We start from the raw sequence: 20704 nt of genomic DNA on the forward strand, positions 1-20704 counted from the left end.
GAATGAAAACACCGCCTGGCGTGCGTGGCACCAGGCGGTGATCAGAATCCTTCCCGAACCTTACTCGCCGTTCACGAGAAGGCATTCAATCCTTAGCCTCTCGACGCTCCATTACCAGCCATTCACACGAGACCAATGGGCCACTTCACCGTTTGGTTGCAGCGCCTCATAGGCCGGGTACTGGGCACCAGTTGCACAAGCATGATTGGGAAGGACGCGCAGCTGAGTGCCGATTGGATACAGCTTCTCTATGTCCACAGACGTACCCTCTTCGAAGGACGCCACGCCGTGCTCTTGGTTGGCAGAACGCAACAGCAGCCCGTCAATGAGGGTTCCGTTCGAGTCACATACCAGGCCGTACCCGAAGTCACATTGCTGAGCTTGAGTACCTCGGTCACGACTCATGGCCATCCAACCGGAGTCAGTGATAATCCACCCTTTATCGGGCTGGTGGCCGATCACAGTGGTGAGAACAGACAAAGCCAAGTCATCTAGAGCACACACACCTACGTTGTGCATCACCAGGTCAAAGAAAACGTACACCCCGGCGCGCAGTTCGGTAACGCCTTCCAGATGAACAGCAGAGAGCGCTGTCGGGGTCGATCCCACACTGACTTCGGGGCAAGGAATGCCAGCAGCCCGAATAGCCTCGGCTGCGTTGACGCACTCGGAGCGTTCGAGCTCAGCGATTTCCTGAAGAGCCTCCAATGTGTTGAGCTTGTAGCTTTCGCCAGCATGAGTCATCACGCCTTTGAGTACGGCGCCCCCCTCATGGATCACCTTGGCAATGTCAACCAGCAGTGGATCATCACTGCGGACTCCAGAGCGGTGATGATCGCTATCAATCTCGATGAACACTTCGAAACGTTCATCGTGGGCACGTCCAAACTCAACTATGGCCCGAGCGCCGGCAACGCTGTCAGTCACGATGATCAAAGCACACCCCGCTCGGCGCAGATCCAACGCGTGAGCAAGCTTGTTAGGCGCCATGGCGACAGCGTACAGAATGTCGGTGACCCCTTGAGCGAAGAAAGCTTGGGCTTCCTTGAGGGTAGAGACGGTAACGCCCTGAGCTCCTGCCTGGATCTGCGCTTCCACCACTTGAGCACATTTAGTGGTTTTCACGTGAGGTCGCAACCTGACACCAAGGCTGTCGGCCCGTTGCTGCATGCGTTGAATGTTTCTGTTCATGCGAGCGACGTCGACGACTGCTACCGGTGTGTCCAAGGTGTGAATAGAGGTGGTCATGGCGAATCTCTGATGTGGTTTTGTCGTTGCAACTCTAGCCGTATGGATATATTTTTGGTTAACGTTAGATTAATCAAAGGTTAAGCAATTCTTAATGATAACGTTCGCCGATCTTGAGCTCGTCACCGCAATTTCTGCCTCTGGCTCACTGAGTGAAGCGGCTCGAAAATTGCGGGTTACAACTGCAGCCCTCTCGATGCGGCTGCGTAAGCTGGAGGTCGCGTTGGGTCTCAAACTCGCCAGCAGAGACTCCAGACGATTGTCCCTAACGGAAGATGGCGAGCGCTTAGCGGAAGAAGGCAAACGCCTGCTGCAATCATTGGAAGAGCTTTCTGAATCCATGATCGGGGATGACCAGCAACTCCAGGGCGTCTTGCGCCTTGCAGCGCCATTCGGATTTGGCCGCTTGCGTCTTGCGCCAATGCTTGCTCGTTTTGCCAAGCTTCATCCCAAGCTCAAGATCGAACTCGACTTGAAAGAGACACCCTGGCCTGACCGCAACAACTGCGACGCAGTAATCCACATAGGCTCCATATCGGACAGTTCATGGACTGCACAGGTGCTCGCCTCCAACGAGCGATGGTTATGCGCCAGCCCCACGTATCTGCAGAAGCATGGTATGCCCGACACACCAAACGACATCGCATCGCACCGGTGTATTTGCATTCGCGAAAATGATGAGCACGTAACGTTCTGGCATCTCCACAAGAAAGCACAAACCCAGTCAATTCGTGTCATCCCGGCCATGACTACCAACGACGGTGGTGTCGCTCGTAGATGGGCAGAGAGCGATCTGGGCCTAGTTTTACGATCTCAATGGGATGTAGCTGAATCTGTGGCAAATGGAACGCTGATGCGTGTTCTGCCTGACTGGCAGTTCGACACGGCGCCGATTCTTCTTCTCATCCCGACTCAAAAAAATCGGTCGAGAAAGGTACAGATGCTTAGCAGTTTTCTAAGTGCATCCTTCAAATCCCCAATCCCGGACTCGATCTGAAGCGGGCCGCCTCCGAGCGATTGACACTATTCATACAGGCTGGATATCTTCAAAAAATGAAGAAAACTACCCCCGAACAACAAGCTCTCATTTCCCAAATGGAGCAGATCGCCGAAGGCTTGAGTCAGACCTTTAGCCCTTTTTGCGAAGTCGTTTTGCATGATCTTCGTGACCCTGAACACGCGATCCTGGCCATTCACAATAACCTGTCGGGTCGTGAGGTAGGCCACCCCGCCACAGAGCTAGGACTTGCGAGGATTGCCGACCCGGCTTACCCGCAGGTCATCGCCAACTATCCAAACCAATTCAAAGATGGCCGCCAGGTGAAAAGCACCTCCATAGGAATCAAGGATTCGACCGGTCGTTACGTCGCGGCACTGTGTATGAATATCGACCTCACGCTGTTCCGAGGCCTACAGGGGATGATCGAGCAGTTCGGCTCGTTCAGTGGAGACCGCCCACACGAGTCCTTGGAAAGCAGTGGTGCAGAGACAATCCGGGCCAAGATTGACCAATTTGCCGCTCGCTTAGCCACCACTCCCCGCGCATTGAAAGCAGCCGACCGAAGAGTTCTGCTTCAAGAGCTGAAAGAGGCCGGCTTGCTTGAGATTAGAAAAGCGATGGAAACCGTAGCCTCTCATCTCGGCGTATCTCGTGCGACAGTGTACAGCGACTCCAGATAAGGGCCGCTTGTTTGTCCGCTGTCAGACTGGACACCCCTTGGCCCTGAGCAGAGCGTTGAAGCGATCAGGGTCAAGCGAACCATCCTCAATACCCTTCATGATCATCGCTTCACGATCCAGCAATTGGCGGCACCGCTCAAACACAACAGGCAGTTGTTCCTGAGCGATCGCAACCACGCCATCTGAATCACCAACGACCAAGTCGCCTGGATTGACCACTAGCCCAGCACAGGAGACTGGAACGTTGATCTCACCGGCACCATCAGTACTCGGGCCACGATGCACGCAACCCAGGGCAAAGATCGGCATTTTCCCATCCAGCCAATCGTCACGATCTCGCAATACACCGTTGACCACGATACCCGCGACACCCGTCTTCAACGCCATCGCTCGCATGATGCCACCGATGATAGCTCGGGTCTGATCGCCACTGCCATCGACCACCAGGATGTCACCCGGACGAGCCATCTGAATCGCTTTCAGCGTCATCAGATTGTCGCCAGGTCGAACTCGGACAGTGATCGCAGAACCGCACATATGACCCCGCCCATGATATGGACGAAGCCCTAAACCGCCGACATTACGTCCCAGGCAGTCACTAATGATTGCACTTGGGATCTGGCTGAACTCATTCAGCCATTTCTCGCCAACGCTGGCTGGGGATTCATTTATGTGAAAGCCAGTAGGCCACGCTTCGTTAGAAGCGACATTGAGCATCACCAATCTCCTGACTCATACAGAAAGGTCGTACGGGTAGCTTTTCAAGCGGCTGTTGCTGTACGCGCAACCGCTTCAATTTCGACCAGGTAGCCGTGGTGCAACTCGGGCACCGGAACAACTGCGCGGGCCGGGCGATGGCTCCCCAGTATCTCGGAGTAAATCCGATCGAACGCTGGCCAGTGCTTCACACCAGCGACATAGACGGTCACCTTGACTAGGTCTGCGGTGCTGCACCCCGCCGCATCCAGAATCGCAAGGACGTTGTTCAGAGCCAGCTGAGTCTGCTCAGCAAAGGAGGCTTCGATGTTGTGAGTCCCGTCGGGGCTTACCGGCAGCTGTCCAGAGATATAAAGAGAGCCTTGGTGAACCACGCCTTGGGAATAATGGCCGGCAGGAGTAGATGCAGCAGCAGTGCTAATTATTTTCATGGGTAACCCAAATAGTGAGCCGGGCCCCGAGATACTCGAAGCACCGGCTTGACGATGAGACTTAGTGACCGTTCAAGAATGCTTCTTGAACCTTCTGAGGATCGGTGACGCCGTTCGCAATGAGCAACTGGGTAAGTACTCTTGCCTTCTGCGGATTCAAATCCATTGAAGCGATAAAGCCACTTTTGGAGTCATCCACTTCGACATTGCGGTTGACGTAACCTTTGCTGACACGTGTTGAGCGCACCACGACGATGCCCTGAGCCGCCGCTTTCTCCAGAGCAGCCAATGCCGCTTTCGAGGTGTTACCGTCACCCATGCCAGCCAAAACAATTCCCTTGGCCTTATCAGCCATGGCGTGCTCAATCTGCAGCGCGTCCATGTTGCTATGGCTGTAAATGATTTCTACCCGAGGCAGCGGCGCTTCCGGAAGTTTAAGAAACTGCCCTTGAGCAGCAGGCTTTACGAATCTGACATGCCCAAGATCCACATAGCCCTCTGACCCTAGGTTCGGGGACTGCATGGTCTGTACACTCGTACTGTGCGTCTTGGTCACGCCTCGCGCGCTGTCGATCTGGTCGTTCATCACGACCATGACGCCACGGCCCTTTGACTCCTTGTCTACAGCAACCTGCACAGCCTCGTAGATATTGGCAGGGCCATCGGCACCGAGAGCCGTGGCTGGACGCATCGAGCCTACCAGCACGACAGGTTTATCAGTCTTCAGCACCAAACTCAGGAAAAATGCTGTCTCCTCCATGGTGTCAGTACCGTGGGTGATCACAACGGCGTCAGCCTCTCCCTGGTCGAAAGCTTTCTGAATGCGACTGGCAAGTTTTCGCCAGATGTCATCGGACATATCTTGCGAGCCGATGGAAGCAATCTGCTCTGCAGACAAAGAAGCCAGATCACCCAGACCAGCAACTGATGAGACTAATTGCTGGGCGCCAATTGCGCCTGAGTTGTAGGCACCACTGCCACGGTTATCTGCTGAGCCAGCGATCGTGCCGCCAGTGGCTAGGAGAAGTACGCGAGGCAACGCTGCCTGTTGATTAGTTGTACTCATGGGTTTCTCTTGAGCGTAAGCGGGAGCTACAGCAATGAAACCGGTCAGCAGTGAAACCATTGCTGCGGCGAGCAGCTTCTGGGTAAAAAACTGACGAAAGCTGGAGCTCTGGATAGTGATGGACATGATTTCGCTTCTCTTTTTTTTGTTAGTAAGCGGTAGAGTTAAACGACTTGGGTTGACCCTTCGAGGCGCCCCTCAGCGACATCTTTTTCATCAGCATTGCCGTGCCTGCCGATCACAGCGGTAGCAACACTGCAGCCGAAGACGTTGGTGGCTGTACGCCCCATGTCCAAAATTGGATCAACGGCCAGAATGAGCAGCAAGCCAGCTTCCGGAAGCCCTATCATCGGCAGCCCTGCGGCCAGCACAACGAGCGAGCCACGTGCGACACCTGCGGTTCCCTTACTGATCACGAGCAGAGTCAGCAGCACCACGACCTGGTGGGCGAACGTCATCTCGATGTTGTAGGCCTGGGCGATGAACATGACGATGAAGGCTTGATACATCATCGAGCCGTCAAGGTTGAACGAGTAGCCCAGAGGCAACACAAAGCTGGTCACACGCTTGTTCGCACCGAATTTTTCCAGCGCCGCAATAGTCTTTGGATAGGCCGCCTCACTGCTGGCAGTCGAGAACGCGATCAGAAGAGGTTCGCGCATAAGCGACAGCAGCGGCTTCATACGCTGCCCCAAGGCGAGATAACCAGCCAGCGAGATCAACAGCCACAGCAACGCAATGCCAAGGAAGAACTGTGCGACCATTTTTCCGAAGGTCATCACCATCTCTAAACCATGCACGGTCACCGTGGAAGCAATTGCAGCGAATACTGCAAAAGGTGCTACGTACATGACGTAGTCAGTGACCTTGAACATGACGTTGGCGAGCTCTTCAAGCACGTCGACAATCAGTGACTTGCCTTTGCCTTTGACGAAAGCCAATGCGCTGCCGAAGAACAACGAGAAGATAACAATTTGCAGCACTTCGTTGCTGCCCATCGCCTCGATAATGCTGCGGGGGAAGACATGGGACAGGAAGACTGGAAGGCTCAGAGAACCTGCGCTCAATCCGGTATTCACCGCTTGGTTAGGGTCGACAGTCAAGTTCAGCCCAGTGCCTGGCTGGAACAGGTTGGCGAGCACCAAACCGATGCCAAGCGACACCAGCGATGCGATTAGAAACCAGGAAATGGCCTTGAAACCTACACGACCAATCGAACCGCTGCCCGACATGCTGGCCACGCCCGTGACGAGCGTTGCGAGGACGAGTGGAGCGATGACCATCTTGATCAGACGAAGGAAGACGTCAGTTATCATGTTTAGGTAGGTGGAGATCTCTTTCGCACCGGCTGCATCCAGCTGGCTGTGCAAGACGCCTCCAAGTGCTACACCGAGCACCATACCGACCACAATCGCTTTTACAATAAAGCGGCTTTTCATATTCACCTCTTATTATCGAGGCCATGTTTTTCCATGGCCATTTTTGTTTGGGCGGAATTATTGAAACATCAATATTTCGGCAAAGCTTCGCCACTGGATGAAGTCACACCCAAGGGCCTAGCTTTAACGGAAGGATCTAATTTTTATTGAAGGAATCGACCAAACTTGTCGATATCAATATTGCCGCCGGTAATGATGACCCCGACGCGCTTTCCTTTCAGCTCATCCTTGAACTTACGAACAGCAGCCAAGCCCAAGCACCCTGTTGGCTCAACTACCATTTTCATACGCTGGGCAAAAAACTTCATGGCCTCGACCAGCTCTGCATCGGTCACCGTTTCGATGCGGTTCACGCCGTTCAGGATGATCGGGAAAGTGTAATTACCCAAGTGTTGTGTCTGAGCGCCGTCAGCAATGGTGTCCGGCGTATCGATGTGTACGATCTCGCCAGAGTTGAAAGACCGCTGACCATCATTACCCGCTTCCGGCTCCACACCAATGAGTGTGCAGTTAGGTGAAAGTGCACGGGTGGAAAGCGTGGTACCGGACAGCATCCCGCCGCCACCTAAACCAGCGAACAGCACATCCAGCTCGCCAACGCTTTCGAAAAGCTCCTTGGCAGCTGTGCCTTGGCCAGCCAGAACATCGGGATGATCATAAGACGGGATCAGGGTCATACCGTGTTTGGCGGCAAGTGACCGGCCAATCGCTTCGCGGTCTTCGGTATAACGATCGTAAAAAATGACCTCGGCACCGTAGCCCTTGGTCGCCGCCACCTTTGCTGCTGGTGCGTCAGTCGGCATGACGATAGTCGCAGGGATCTTCAGGATTGAAGCTGCCAGTGCGATCCCCTGCGCGTGGTTACCGGAAGAGAACGCCACAACGCCAGATTCCCGCTGCTCAGCAGTGAACTTGGCCAACGAATTGTAGGCGCCCCTGAATTTAAAGGAACCCGTTCTCTGGTAGTTCTCACATTTGAAGAAGACCTCTGCACCGACTTCCGCATTGATGGTGCGGGAGGTCAGAACCGGCGTGATATTAGCGGCCCCTTCGAGTCGCTCCGATGCCTCAATGACATCCCGATAGGTTGGCAGGGTGATTTGCATGACTTGAATCCTCAACTAATTACCAGGGCCAAGAGATATCGTGGCCCACGCCATCGATCTTCGCTTGCTCGAACAACAGACGGGCAACGGTCAGGTCTTGAAGTGCCAAGCCCGTCATATCGAAGACCGTGATGTCGTTAGTGTTTCGCGAAATACCAGCTTTCCCGGTCAGCAAATCTCCGATTTCGACTACCGGGATGGAAGGAGTCCATTGGGTTTCCCCGATCTGCATAGCCTGATCGCGGTCATCAACAATGACCTTCGATTTCTCCAGCAATCCCGCTGGAGCTTCCCGCTTCCCTTTAGTGTCTGCTCCCACGCAGTTGATATGCGTACCGGGCTTCACTGCATGGAGGTCAAACAGCACCTGCCCACCAGGAGTCGCAGTGATCACGACATCACTATTCGAAACCGCCTCATTTGCCGATTCGCTGTGCTTCACCACACAACGATCAGCAAATTGAGTTTCGAAATGGGTATTAGGCTGACCATCAAATGTCAGATAGACCACCGACCTGATGCCTGGCAGCACGCGCAGCGCATAGTCCACTTGAATGCGAGCCTGAACGCCTGTGCCGAAAACGGTCAGCTTGGTGCTGTCCTGCCGAGCCAGGATCTCCAACCCCAGCGCCCCGGCTGCGCCTGTACGCAACGTGGTGATTGTGTTGCCATCAATCATGCAGAGAGGCCGGCCAGTCACTGGGTCGATCAGGAGAATCGTGGCCTGATGAGGCTCACCACCCAAGCTACGGTTGTTGGGCCAGAAGCCAGCCGCCTTGAATCCCAGCACGCCCTGGTTGGAGATCCCACCAGATTTGATACCAAAAACCCCGCCAGTGCTGAGCGCCTCTCTCACGATAGGGAATACCTGGCCCTCACCTGCACTGTGCAGGTAAAAAGCCTCACGTACTGCAAAAAGAATCTGCTCGGGCAAGACCAACGCGTTTACGCAGTCCCTATCCAAAATTTTGAGCGTCTCGATCTTCGACATTCTGTAGCGCCTAGATAATCACATCACAATTCCAGACACATTATCCAGTTCTAGACTATCTGTAAAGACAGCTAGAGGAGCCGTTGGTCACCCGCTTTTTCAGGCTTCGGCCAGAGAAACAAGGCGCCTAATGCGAGGCGGGCTGCTGCCTGGGAGATCGGGGCAGACTCATGAAGATGATGGCAAGGATTCTTTTCGTCTAGAAATTGACAAAAAGTACAGCCAACCTTATGGTCTTTCGCTTCGTTGAAACGGCAGCCCGATCCCGGCTCCGGTTTACCCCGCCCTATCCGAGAATTCATTAATCCATGAACGTACTTTTCGATTGCGACGGTACCCTGGTGGACAGCGAGCGACTCGCGTTCAACGCATTTCAACGAGTGGCCCGTGATGCGCTCGCGATCGAGCTGACGCCGGAAATGTGGATTGAGGATTTTCTCGGGTTTACTCGCGCCCATTGCCTGGAGCGCTTGGCATTGCATTTCGGCAGCCCGCTGCCAGACGACCTACCCCAGATGATTATCTCAACGCTTCGCCCCATGCTCGATGCTCAGCTGTCGGCTATTCCAGGCGCGGAAGAAACCCTTCCTCAAATAGCCCTTCCTAAATTCATTGTGTCGAACGCGAGCGTCGGTCATATCGAATTCGTCTTGGGGAAAGCCAGATTGACCGAACATTTCTCATCCTTCCACTCGCCGACCGCCGGCAAGGCCAGGCCAAAACCAGCACCCGACGTTTACCTCAACGCAGTTGCTGACCTGGGGCTCACTCCCGCTGAATGCATTGCTGTGGAGGATTCCGTGCCTGGTGTCCAGGCTGCAGTTGCTGCAGGCCTTACCGTCATCGCATTTGCCTCTCAGGTTCCCAGACATCGCCTGCAGACCGAAGGTGCTCATTACGTCGTTGAGAACTTCGGTGAAATTGCGCGCGTGATTAAGCAAATTTGCGACGCACGCACACAGTCCGCGACGCCACCACCCAGGCCGGTGCTCGCGGGTGAGGTGTAATACGATCAGCAGTTGAATATCGACTCCAGCGCAGTGCCGATGCATCTTTCTACCATGTCGACTCATGCCTCACAGTGGATGGCTGCACTTCTTTGCACAAAGCTATCAAACCAAACACGTTTGGCTCGCCAATATCCTTATCAGTTTTGCCACCAATAGGCCAAAGGAAGTCCATTCTAGGGCGGCTCTAGTAGGCGGTACGGGGCACTAGCGATTGTATGAGGATAGAATCAGTGCTGACGGAGCTCATAAGGATCCTCCATGCTTCGTCGGTCGCCAAAGTCCGGCAACAACGGTAAGGCCTAGGCATACCGCAATGGCATCTGAACGAAATCGTCGCTTCAGTCAAATCGCCCAGCACCTAGGAAGCCAAGTGAAGAAAGCAGGCCAGATTCGTCAGGACAGCCCAAAGGCAGCCCGACGAACAATGCGACCCATATCCGCAGGTTTGATAACCAGGAGATTCAACATGCAGGACTCGTAAGCATTCATGTCTAAAGACACCTTCACCGACATGATGCTGGGTCAGGTTCATCCGGTGATCCTCAGCAGTGAACACCTCGGCAACTACTACTCCCATGGCGGTGTTGGCACTGCTTTCGTGCTTGAGTACGAGGGCGAACTCTTCGTCATAACGGCCATGCACGTGCTCAACAACCAACTTGCCACACATGACGATTTGCGGATTCTGCTGCGTAATGCCCCCGTATCCATCCTGTTTGACCTACGCGCGGTCTTTCCGGAAGAGTCTGACCCCGATCTTGATTCAGACCTGGCCATCCTCCGAGTAGTGAAAGAGCAGCATGCCGAATTGTACGCGGCAGGACTCACAAGCCTGGACGCCACCTGCTATGTTGACACCGACGAATTCGGACGCGCGGACTCCTTCCACGTCTTTGGCTATCCGACAGAGGGCCGAGAATACGACTATGAAGAGAGAGTCTTAGACGCGCGCTTGCACTGGCTCAGGGGAGAGCTCTCTGAGCCAAAAAATCGGGGCCTATCAACCTTAAAAATCGTAGGTAATCGCCCAGACGATTTCAATGGCATGAGCGGCTCAGTAGTCATCGCCGATATCGACGACGTGTGGAAGTTCGCTGGCATGGTCACACTTGCAAACGAAAGCCACGGGCTTCTGCATTTCATCCGAGCAGACAAGATTGCCCACCATCTGAACGAAATGATGCTGATGGAGGTGCCCTCATGAGTGATTTCAGAGAAGCTTCAGCACCTTTTCAAGGGCATCCAGTGTTCCAGGCCTGAAGACAGCCCTACCCTTCTGATCGAGCACATCCCCTAGGTCACCTTGCTGTAATTTGAAATCATTCAAGAAGTCTTTCGAGCGCAGCTACTCAAGCGCGCGCCGCTCTAGAGAATTGAGCTTGAAGTCCGGCGCACTGCCCGCGCGTTCATCAATCCGGATCACCTTGCCAGGGGGATGAATTTGTTTGAGAGCAGCCTGTGCCTCAGCTAGCTCGACGAGGGTCTGCTGAACCAACAGAGGCGGAGCGAAGGTCGGGGGTTGACCCTCGAATGCCCTGAACAGAAAGGTATTGGAGCCCTTCCGCGCAAGCTTCTTTTTGAAGAGACCTGTACGTTTGCTGCAATCCACCCAAGGGGGTCAGTCGGGTGATGAGATTGTATTCTTGCTGCCAGTCCCGCAGCACCGTCAACCAATAAATCATCGGCTCAGGGATCCATGGGACATCGTAACCATCGCCGTCGTAGGAGGTCTTGTCGCTGGTGAAGTGCATGCCCCACCCTGGGCTACCCTCTGAGTCCGTCTCGCGTCGCACAAAGCCTTCCTGACGCCCATGCTTAGCCAAGGGCCCCATGTTTTTCACCCAGTCCGGCTTGCCATCGACGAATCTGACGAAGTAATCATCTGACTCTCCCGAGTCGTTATACATGACTTGCCGGCCCCGGGCGGGTACGTGCGCGGTCAAGGAAGGTTTCAAGGGCGAACCAGCCCACCCTCCCCGCCTCAATCGCTCCCAGCCTGGTTAGCGAATCAACAGGCTCGTCAGCAGTTGAAGGTGTTCATCATCATCCAGAGAAATCGCAACCGACCCCGATCGCGACAACTCGATCTGCACAGGCGTTGAGTCGTACATGTAGACAATTTTGATCTTGTCGATCGGCGCCGGGCGCCCACCTGTGATCTCCAACAATTTCGTCATCGCATTACCGGTCGAAGCGATATCCACCCGGTAGCTGCTTTCGATATCAAAGGTGACCGCGCCGGATACGATGCGCTTGGCCATGACCCGCGTGAGGCGCTTGTCGGCCTTCAACTGCTGGTAGACCGACGAAATATCTGGCTTCACGATCTCCAGGGCGAATGTCGGCCCGGCTGCGGCCCGGATAAGCTCAACGAACGGCTTCAGATCCTTGGGCGGCGAACTCATGCAGATCGAAAAACGATCCGCCCCCAGCGATTCGAATACCATGTCAAAGCTGATGAACGTCGAGTAACTCGACTCAACCGTCTCACCAAGAGGGTTCGTGAACGACTGCGTGATATCCCGCTGCTCGTGATACCGAAAGGTGGCCTTGCCATCCAGGATTTCAAGAATCTCGACGCCCAGCCGAGTCTCGTCGTTGAACGGCTGCTGCCGAAGGCCATGAACGAGGGTCTGAAAGTCAATACGAGCGGTCAGAACCCAGAGTTTCAGCCGCTTTGACTTCATGCCATTAAGCTCCTTTCGATGTCGTCCAGTGTCTTCTGCGCCGCTTCCTCCAAGCGGATCTTGAGCTTCTGCTCAAGCACCGGCTCGGCGCGGACGGGGTTCTTGGCGTATTTTCCGTTGTTGTAGTTGTAGACACCTTTGACGATATAGGAAAAATCGCAGTACTTGGCCTGATTGCCAAATTGAGCCTCGAACTGAACGATCTCTGAACCTAAGGGCTTTTCGCGGGCTGTCCATCGAATCTTCCACATGTAGAAGCCGTGGCCCTCCAGCTCCATAAGCTGCTTGGACTCCAAGACTCCCTTGCCCTTCAGAGATGCCTTGTCGATGCGGATGATCTTGTGAGCCCTGGCTTCGGGCTGCGGCCTGGCCAGCTCAGCTTCCGGATCGCCACCATCCCCTTCCTCGCCCTCATCGTCTAAGTCAAATTCAACTGCATCCTCGATCACCAACGCCTCATCACTGAGATCCAGGTCATCATCATCGCGATCTTTAGGGTTGAATGTGGAGACGTCGACAACATCGACCACCTCCATGTCCTTGAGGTTGCGGATCAAGCTGCGAAGGAAATTTGTCCTGATGCCGGCGTCCGGGATTGCCTCCAGGGAGATGGTGCGGGTCGACACATCATTGTCAGTGACAATCTCGATCTGGGAATACAACTGATCGGTGATGTCCTTGAATTTTTCGTTCATTGGGCCAGTGATTTTCCAGCCGCTGCCCTGCTTCTCAAGGATGACCTCCGCCGTCTTCTCGACGACCTGGCGGAACTCAGCCTGGCTCAGATCAAGCTTCTGGTATTTGACGGTGAGCTTGAGCTGATCGCCATGGATGGCTACTTCAGCCTGCTCGTGCTGGTCATCCACAAGCCACTCTTTGACGGAGGTCAACGCGTCGGTCAGCTGATCTTTTGTAACCGCCGTGGTAACGACCACATTTGTGGTTTTCTCACGACTGTCACGGCCACCTACCAGGAGCGACAGGTTCCGATAGTCGTAGTAGTCGTGGAACAGAGCACTGAACCGATTGGCCAGGAATTTTTTGTCTGACTCGTTGGAGATCACGATTCCCCTAGACAGGAAGACCTTCCGGAGCTCAGCACTCGTCAGACTTCGCTGCGTGAGCGCGTCATAGATCGCTTTGTCGGACGCGAAGTACAGGCTACCCATTCTCATGTCAGTCTCGCTCCCAGCCGATCGCTTCGGGCTTATAGTTCGGAATCGCGTGATTCACGATGTCCAGTTCGATCGCCTGCAGTTTCCGCTTGCGATTCTCGTCTTCGCCCCACTCAGTGACGTAGCTGTTAATGGCAGCGTTGAAATTGCTGAGGATGCTGCTGTGATGGTAACGATTGGCGACCCGGATCCGGATCTTCAAGTCTTTGTTGGCATTGAGGATCTGGAACCTGGACAGGGCGTCAAAGAGATACCGGAATTCGATCTCACTGCTGCCATCGCGGCGATAGTAGATCAGGTAGCCTTCGCTATACGTTTCAGTCAGCTCCATGGCCTTTTCGCAGTACGAGATCACCTCCTTGTGGTGGATGATCATGTACGGCGAAGCGATGAGCTCAGCAGTGGCTGCACGCTCCCAGTACTCGCCACTGGCCTTGTGCAAAACGAGATCAGGGTAATAGAAGGTGTAGTTGTCCTTCGGAAATGTCCCTGCCGCTCTGAGGGCATTCACATCGACCTGCAGCGTCTTCAGGTAATTGATCAGTGAAGGCTCGACGATATGAATCTGCTGAGAATCCTTGATGTGCAGGTTCTCGCCCTTGTAGTCCTTGAAGTGATCGTAGAAATTCTTGTCGTACTCGTCGTCGTGGTTGTACACGAACAGCATCCCACGAACCTCATACCTCTCACGCTTGGCCAAGTGGTAGCGCGTCTGCCACTCCGTCGAGGCACGCGCACAGTCGATGGTCTTGCCCAGGGATTTCAAGGCCTTCTTGATCGAGTCCAGCGTGATTGAGCCCACCGCGTAGCTCTTCAAATCGGTATGAAGGTAGACGGCTTTGTTCAGATAAGGGTCTGCGTACTTGAACACCACGTCAGTGGGATGCGTGTGCTCAGACTTCTTCAAGGGCGCGTGTGTTTCCTGCTTCACACAGCCGAAGTTGAGGTTCGCCGGCCCCTCTTTTTTCCAGCGGAAGAAGCTGAAGATCTCGTTGGAAACGAGCTCCGCGAGCCTCGCAATTTTTTCGGTTTCGCCGCCTGACATGGTCGTTCCTGTCACGAAATAAGTGCGCAGGAACAGTAGCGACCAGGGATCAAAGCCCTTGCCGGGAAGGTGCGTCCTGCTGTGGGTATGGCTTCATGCCAGCACAAATTACCGCAAAACGCTGAAGCCGACCATCGTGACATCACCCCCGATAAGGCTGTTCGTCGGGTTGGCAGCAGCTGATTCATCCTTGGCGCGTCGCGGAAGCGGACAAAAAATCATGAAATTGACGGCGGAAGCGCACTGGTTGTTCTACGACCTGGGTTTGTCGTGTTACCGGGGAGCTATGAGACTGAAAGCCTTGAAATACGCGGCTTTGCGAGGATAAGAGAGGGGTTCAAGGTAGTGCCGATTAGCACAATAAGGCGACCAAAACAAAAATAAAGACATAAAAATCCTCACAATAAGAACTTTTTGTCATTTCAAATTGTACTTTACAGTACATACCATCCTGCTCCATAGATTACACCACAACGCAGGATGCTTGTCAATATATGCGTAAATCGAAGATTGCCTTGGTCGGACAGGGCTCGAATCCGCCTCCCAAGGCCCCGAAAAAGCAGCCAACCGCCGGTAATAGCATCGAGGCGATGCACAGCCTCACGCGAGTCAAATGCGAGCCACCCAGGCTCTACGAGACAGCCACAGGTGCACCGTTAGATTTCTACAACGAATTCACCGAGCACCTTTGGGGCGAGATCGGCATCAGTTACACGCGCAACTCGGTTATTGCGATCGAGAGAGGTGGACGGTTTTTCATCGAGTTCCTCTATGAAACCGGCGCCCTCTCTGGCCGACTCGACCCTGAGACTGCGTCGAAAACCATGCATCTCTTCTCGTCCTATCTGATCGAGGGAGCAGAAGCCAAAGACCCTATAGTGCGCCAAGCCTTCATTCGAACTGGCCGGAAAACAGTCTCCGCCAAGTCAGCCGGCGCGTACATCGCAGCTGCCAACGTTCTACTGACCACCTGCAGCGCGATCTCGTTCGAGCAGGCAGAACTGACCTCCGTCCTGACCGGGCTGCCTCCCCAGACTCAAACCAACGCTTTGCCGGAACTCAATCCCAGGGTGCGCAGCTCTCAGGAATTGGCTCGGATCCATGCCAACACGCTGCAGGTCAAACCCAATCTTGGTGCCGGCGCAAAGAAAGCCCGAGGCGGCCTGCGCGCCCCTAAGGTCAAGAAAGACCGGAAGGCCAAGCACATTGACCTCCCACATATCCTACCCATGCTTGAGAACGCCCCAACGCCATTGGACGGTTTGATCTGGAGCTTGGGACTTGGCAGCCTGAGGCTCTCGGAAGCGGTTGGGGTTCGCCTGGAGGACGTTGACGTTCACAAGAGGATCATTCGCGTCGAAGATCCTGATGGCCTTCGTGACACCACGAACAAGGAACGCTTTGGGTTCAAAGGTCGCAAGACTGCGGTCGTGACGATGTTCGAGCCATTCAAATCCATTTTCTGGCAGAAGCTGGCTGATTACATGGCTGTGCGCCCCTGCTCCGACAGCCGCTGGCTGCTGCTGTCGCTTGATGAAGACACCTACGGTGTACCTCTCTGCGAACTCAATTCAAACAGCGTCAACAAGACGATCAACCGCCGCATTCAAGCCACTCAGAAAAAACTGAAGTTCGTCGCTCCCCAGGGAAACTACTCGTCCCACGACTTCCGACACCTCTTCGGGGTTTGGGCGCGCAACTACGTAATGGTGCCGGGCCGACCCAGGCCGGGCCTCGACCTACCTGAAATTCAGTTGCTGATGGGGCACGCAGATCTCCGGAGTACCGAGATCTATGCCGCAGATCTGGGCATCAACACCCTTGTGGACGTCGATGCTGCCAACGAGCTCGTGTACCACCAAGGCAAGGGCGAAAGCATTGACCACTACCGTGGCCTGGCCTACGGGCGTTTGAGCGAAGAACTGCTTGAGCGGGGCCCAGAAGCGTGATCAACACCACCGACAGCCTTACCCTGCACGGCAATGATGTCCTAAAAAATGCTGCGGCTATCTTGCAAGAACTGGCTCAGAAAGCCATGGATGCCGAGAGCGTGTCTGGGAAAGCCAATCCCGAGCTCCTGACAGATAGGCAAGCCAGGCACCGGCTGGCGTTATCCATCTTCCTGAGGATTCGCAAGGGTCGCGCGTTGACCTATCCGGAGCTCACGACACTCTACAATCTCTGCCTGGTTCCCGACAAACAGCTCGATCTTGCCCTACCTTTGTATACGGCACTCACTGGCGAGGCTGCCCCGCATCCTAAAGATGTTAGCGGCATTCGCATCCCCATTCGAACAATGTTTGTTCTCTTGTGGACTAAGGGGAATGCCACGCTCCCTCATGACTTCAACATCAGTGGCGTATGGGCTAAGTATCCGGAGCTGATTGATAGATCGCAGGGCTTTATCCACAAGCTCGCGGGAGTCAAGACATCGAATCTGCATCGCTGCACTCGAAATTTTCAATACCGAGTCAACTGGCAGCGGCCCGAAGACATTGTATTTGAAGAGTTGTGGGAAGCAGCGCCTGTAGTAGTCGACAAGCAACGTGAAATAAAAAGCAAGTCTAAGAAGGGTAGCAAATGCACTGACTTTTCCTACCTAACATGGCTTCATCTATTTGCCAGAGAGCATCCAAAAATTGTAAGCCCGGATCAAGCCCGGCTTCTTGAAGGCTATCATGCTCACCTAAGTACCAGCACGTTCGAAATTTCGAGCACCGAGAACAGGAAATCTTATGCGCAGTTCGTCAAACACTGGGGCTCGATGGGTAAAAATTACTCAAAAAATGAGAATCTCCAATCCAGAAGAGCCCGCTACGCCTCGGGAATAGATGGCCGAAAACACAAGGACAAACAACGAGCCGAAGAAAAAAATACGCGAGCCGAGGAAACCAAAAAGGAGGCACAAGACTTACTCCCCCCCGAGGAGTATGCTCTTTTGCCTGGTCGTCGCCGACCAACTATTTATAACTATGACTGGGTGAATGGCTACTACAACACCCAAGACAACCTAGACATTGAAAAGAACTTGTCCTGTTGGATTAAGGCTGGCGAGCTGCACCTTGAACACATTGAAGAACTCATAAGCATTAACAGCAGAAAGCAAGAAGTTGGATACATACATATCCTGATGGATTACCTAGGTAGGTATCTGCCTGCTTGGCTTAGCAAACACCCCAACAGCGGCATCGAGATCCCGACCAACATTGAGAATTTTCACCGCTCCATTTTTTGGCATCGTACGTCCAAAAACTGCAATCTAAGCAATCCGAAGGACAATTCAAAAATCGATTTACCGCTCACACTGATGCAGTTTTACGATCTGAAGCGCAGCATCAAAACCAAAGCCAGGTTCATTTTTTCGATATGGCGATATTTCGAAGTCGCGATAGCGAACGGCAACGTAGTAATGCCTAATGGTGAACCTCTAGTCAGTGGCCTCTATAAAAATCCGATCCATCCAGATTTGGACTCCACAGGAAGTGGCTCGGCAGGTAAAAGTGACAAAATCCCCCTCCCCATCGACTCAATGTTGATGGTGGAAGCCTATATGCTCGCACTCGACGCTATCGGGGTCGAGCTTCAAAACAAATGCCTCAGAGGTATCTATAGTTTCCAAGACACTTTGGATCTAAAAAACAGCAGCTGGATCGACCTCGAAAAATACGGAATCTCTTATTCCATCAAGTTGTGGAACCCGAATGACACCTCGCAGGAATTGGAGGTACCGCTCAAAAAAATCATCAATGCTTACTCGTGGAAAAGTGAAAAATACAAATCATCTAGCAGCGAAATTTACGTTCCATGGCTGTCACAGGTCAGGATGCTCACAACGGCTCTCTTCTCAGGGCTGCGCCTGCAAAATTGCCAATGGTTGGATATCCGCAGCTTTGATAAATATTACGACCACTCTATGAGGGGAAGCCTGAGCAGCTGCATCCTCTATGTCAATACGGACAAAAGTGGAAAAAGCCGCCCCATCACACTCCCTTATAAAGTCATGGATGTGCTGCTCCAGGAACGCCATTTCCAAACCAGGGAGTACGGAAAAAAATACACAGGCGTGCATTATCAAAATGACCCTAAGAGCACTAAAAAATACAGCAAGATCCACCCTCTTTTCCGTAGCCCTTGGCTTAATAACGGCGCTCCGTTTTCTGACACTTCTTACACCCTAAAATGGACATTGGTTCTTCGCGGATTTCAGGAGATATACAACGAATTCGTACCTCCAGAGCGTCGTCATGAGTTCGTGGAGCGCACTGCCGCTGGAGATTGGTCGGCAGTACATACCCCACATGCTCTGCGGGCCACATGGATTACCCATCGCCGTATCTATGCGAGCCTTGATTACGCCATTATCGGAGGGCAAGTAGGTCATGCTCAGAAGTATACAAGTGCGCATTATGTAGTGCCGACTCATCAAGAAGCTCTGGCCTTGATTGATTCCGCCAACAGAGCGGTCTCAGAGCATGCGTTTGCAGCTCTGACCGGACGTCCTCCCAGCCCATCATCGCCTAATTCGGCGCTGGTTAAAGGCTGGGAACAGAACCGCAAAGAGACCGTGCGCGACCAGCATCTCGTCTCCGTAATCCCTGATATCTTGGACGCCGACGAGACAGGCCTGGACTTGATTGCCAGCACTAAAACTCAGCGCGTAAAGTTCTTAGACTGTTGCATTTGTGCTCTTGATGGTGACTGCCCGAAAAAGCTGATGACTTTCACGCGAAAGGCTCGCACCTGTGGTATTTGCCCTTACGCAGTATTCGGGATCGATCATCTACCTGCCCTGAATGCAAAAGTCCGTGATCATGCCTGTCGTGTGGAGCAACTCAGACCAAAACTTCAGCAAACTCTTAAACACCAACCAAAATCTTCCAGCACAGAGATAATTTACGACGAACTTTCGCTTTGCACCCTGGAGCTGGCTGGTTATCGCCAAGTCATCCAGATCTTGGAGAAAAATTGGCAAGAAGAAAAATTTCCGAACGGGTACATCGCTCGTCATCGCGACCTTGCGAACGCTGTTCGTCATAGTGTTGATATGGCAGATCCCAAACAGCGCGTTATTTCGATGCTGATAGATGCTTCACAGTTCCCAGCCTTCGCTTCAGAACATTACCCCCTGATTCTTGATGAGTTGGCACGTAATCCGGAATTCCTCCAGGTTGCCAACCAACCATTCGAGGAAAGGGAAATCTACATCGGGCAGATCTTGTCGATCATGGCCGGCACAGGCCTTTCATTCGAGGAAATCTCCGCGTATGCGTTGAGCAAGCCCTCTGCCCTCCTCCTCAACCATCAAGCCACGATGGCAGAGGCGAATTGAGATGACCAGGCGAGCTCGTATGTCCAATTTAGGTGAATTGGCCAGGCGAGCTTGCAGGACTGCGCGAAACTGACCATGAAAAGAACACCCACTAAAGCTCCGACTGCTCGAACACCTAAAGAGCGACGAGGTGAAGCACAACTCAAGGCAACGATCGCTCGAATCTATGCGGCGTTGCAGGTGCTTCAACAACAGGCTGAGCCCTTCAAAAACATCAGCCAGCTGGCGGATGAAGTCGCTCGTATCTGCGGCGTCGACCGCAGCCTGCTCTTGAAGCGTGGAAAGTCATACAGGAAGTGCCTCGACGCTTACCCAGGGCTCCTTGGCGATGGAAGTACCCCACCCACCCCATACAACACGGACATAGATCCACTGCATCCGGTGATGATTAGAAACACCCAGTTGGAGGAGGAGAACGCCAAGCTTCGCAACATCGTGGACGATCTGTCGAAACGCCCCGTGCAGGCTGCCCGGTCTCAGGACGTTGCTACCAAGGCCAGCGGAGTGGCTGAGTACCAGCGCGAGTATGAAGTGACCTGCCAGTTGGTGGACAGGATCCTCGATCACAAGCGGGCCATTCGGATCATCAACGACACCCTGACCGACCTCTCAGATGTCAGCGGCATCCCGAAACCGATAGCCGACTCAACACTCATTGCCCCCTATGTCGAATGGAAGAATGCCCGTGCGTGAACTGAATGATCGTATCTCCAATGCTGAGGCTGGGTTGGGAGTTGAGGCTAGGTCAGCCGGGACTACTTCTGGTGCAGGTGCTTCTCC

At 53.6% G+C, this 20704-nt stretch carries 18 protein-coding genes; 7 read left to right on the forward strand and 11 right to left on the reverse strand.

The genetic code is table 11. From position 1 onward, the window contains the following. Positions 1 to 111 precede the first annotated feature (111 nt). Complete coding sequence (locus Q6A47_RS06800) at positions 112 to 1248, reverse strand: DSD1 family PLP-dependent enzyme (protein WP_304483668.1); 1137 nt, start codon at positions 1246 to 1248, stop codon at positions 112 to 114. A gap of 94 nt (positions 1249 to 1342) precedes the next feature. Between Q6A47_RS06800 and Q6A47_RS06805 the strand changes: the two genes are divergently transcribed. After that, positions 1343 to 2245, forward strand: coding sequence for a LysR family transcriptional regulator (locus tag Q6A47_RS06805; RefSeq protein ID WP_304483669.1), 903 nt, complete (start codon positions 1343 to 1345; stop codon positions 2243 to 2245). A gap of 56 nt (positions 2246 to 2301) precedes the next feature. Beyond that, positions 2302 to 2928, forward strand: a complete 627-nt coding sequence (locus Q6A47_RS06810) for a helix-turn-helix transcriptional regulator (RefSeq protein WP_209965756.1) — start codon at positions 2302 to 2304, stop codon at positions 2926 to 2928. A gap of 21 nt (positions 2929 to 2949) precedes the next feature. Here the strand turns inward: Q6A47_RS06810 and Q6A47_RS06815 are convergent, their stop codons facing one another. From Q6A47_RS06815 to Q6A47_RS06840, 6 genes are all read right to left on the reverse strand, one after another. After that, entirely contained in the window at positions 2950 to 3645 is a 696-nt protein-coding gene (locus tag Q6A47_RS06815; RefSeq protein ID WP_304483670.1) for an RraA family protein, read from the reverse strand. A 44-nt stretch (positions 3646 to 3689) separates the two neighbouring features. Further along, a complete protein-coding gene (locus Q6A47_RS06820; protein WP_304483671.1) occupies positions 3690 to 4076 on the reverse strand; it encodes a RidA family protein in 387 nt (128 codons plus the stop codon). A 61-nt stretch (positions 4077 to 4137) separates the two neighbouring features. Beyond that, positions 4138 to 5268, reverse strand: a complete 1131-nt coding sequence (locus tag Q6A47_RS06825; protein ID WP_304483672.1) for an asparaginase — start codon at positions 5266 to 5268, stop codon at positions 4138 to 4140. 38 nt (positions 5269 to 5306) lie between these two features. After that, positions 5307 to 6581 carry a dicarboxylate/amino acid:cation symporter gene (locus Q6A47_RS06830; RefSeq protein WP_209965749.1) on the reverse strand — a complete coding sequence of 425 codons (1275 nt, stop codon included), beginning with the start codon at positions 6579 to 6581 and terminating at the stop codon, positions 5307 to 5309. Positions 6582 to 6724: 143 nt separating this feature from the next. Beyond that, positions 6725 to 7687, reverse strand: coding sequence for a threo-3-hydroxy-L-aspartate ammonia-lyase (locus Q6A47_RS06835; RefSeq protein WP_304483673.1), 963 nt, complete (start codon positions 7685 to 7687; stop codon positions 6725 to 6727). Between the two features lie 19 nt (positions 7688 to 7706). Further along, complete coding sequence (locus Q6A47_RS06840; protein ID WP_304483674.1) at positions 7707 to 8678, reverse strand: ornithine cyclodeaminase family protein; 972 nt, start codon at positions 8676 to 8678, stop codon at positions 7707 to 7709. Positions 8679 to 8986: 308 nt separating this feature from the next. Here Q6A47_RS06840 and Q6A47_RS06845 point away from each other — a divergent pair, with 308 nt between their 5' ends. Then, the gene (locus tag Q6A47_RS06845; RefSeq protein WP_304483675.1) at positions 8987 to 9685 is read left to right on the forward strand and encodes an HAD family hydrolase; all 699 of its coding nucleotides are present in this window, start codon (positions 8987 to 8989) and stop codon (positions 9683 to 9685) included. A 490-nt stretch (positions 9686 to 10175) separates the two neighbouring features. Continuing rightward, on the forward strand, positions 10176 to 10892 hold the full coding sequence (locus tag Q6A47_RS06850; RefSeq protein WP_304483676.1) for a hypothetical protein: 717 nt from the start codon (positions 10176 to 10178) through the stop codon (positions 10890 to 10892). Between the two features lie 259 nt (positions 10893 to 11151). Here Q6A47_RS06850 and Q6A47_RS06855 read toward each other — a convergent pair whose 3' ends face one another. The 4 genes from Q6A47_RS06855 to Q6A47_RS06870 form a co-directional block, all read right to left on the reverse strand. Next, positions 11152 to 11595, reverse strand: a complete 444-nt coding sequence (locus tag Q6A47_RS06855; protein ID WP_304483677.1) for a VPA1269 family protein — start codon at positions 11593 to 11595, stop codon at positions 11152 to 11154. A 93-nt stretch (positions 11596 to 11688) separates the two neighbouring features. Next, positions 11689 to 12375, reverse strand: a complete 687-nt coding sequence (locus Q6A47_RS06860; protein ID WP_304483678.1) for a hypothetical protein — start codon at positions 12373 to 12375, stop codon at positions 11689 to 11691. Continuing rightward, positions 12372 to 13544, reverse strand: coding sequence for a hypothetical protein (locus tag Q6A47_RS06865; RefSeq protein WP_304483679.1), 1173 nt, complete (start codon positions 13542 to 13544; stop codon positions 12372 to 12374). The genes Q6A47_RS06860 and Q6A47_RS06865 overlap by 4 nt, the downstream gene beginning before the upstream one ends. Before the next feature lie 7 nt (positions 13545 to 13551). Next, the gene (locus tag Q6A47_RS06870) at positions 13552 to 14595 is read right to left on the reverse strand and encodes a PD-(D/E)XK nuclease domain-containing protein (RefSeq protein WP_304483680.1); all 1044 of its coding nucleotides are present in this window, start codon (positions 14593 to 14595) and stop codon (positions 13552 to 13554) included. Positions 14596 to 15089: 494 nt separating this feature from the next. On the opposite strand from Q6A47_RS06870, the gene Q6A47_RS06875 reads away from it, so the two are divergent. The 3 genes from Q6A47_RS06875 (at position 15090) to Q6A47_RS06885 (ending at position 20617) form a co-directional block, all read left to right on the forward strand. Then, on the forward strand, positions 15090 to 16544 hold the full coding sequence (locus tag Q6A47_RS06875; protein WP_304483681.1) for a tyrosine-type recombinase/integrase: 1455 nt from the start codon (positions 15090 to 15092) through the stop codon (positions 16542 to 16544). After that, on the forward strand, positions 16541 to 19924 hold the full coding sequence (locus Q6A47_RS06880; RefSeq protein ID WP_304483682.1) for a site-specific integrase: 3384 nt from the start codon (positions 16541 to 16543) through the stop codon (positions 19922 to 19924). The genes Q6A47_RS06875 and Q6A47_RS06880 overlap by 4 nt, the downstream gene beginning before the upstream one ends. Before the next feature lie 75 nt (positions 19925 to 19999). Further along, the gene (locus tag Q6A47_RS06885; RefSeq protein WP_304483683.1) at positions 20000 to 20617 is read left to right on the forward strand and encodes a hypothetical protein; all 618 of its coding nucleotides are present in this window, start codon (positions 20000 to 20002) and stop codon (positions 20615 to 20617) included. Positions 20618 to 20704: the final 87 nt, after the last annotated feature.

It is taken from the genome of Pseudomonas boreofloridensis, assembly GCF_030580795.1.
Classification (GTDB): Bacteria; Pseudomonadota; Gammaproteobacteria; order Pseudomonadales; family Pseudomonadaceae; genus Aquipseudomonas; species Aquipseudomonas boreofloridensis.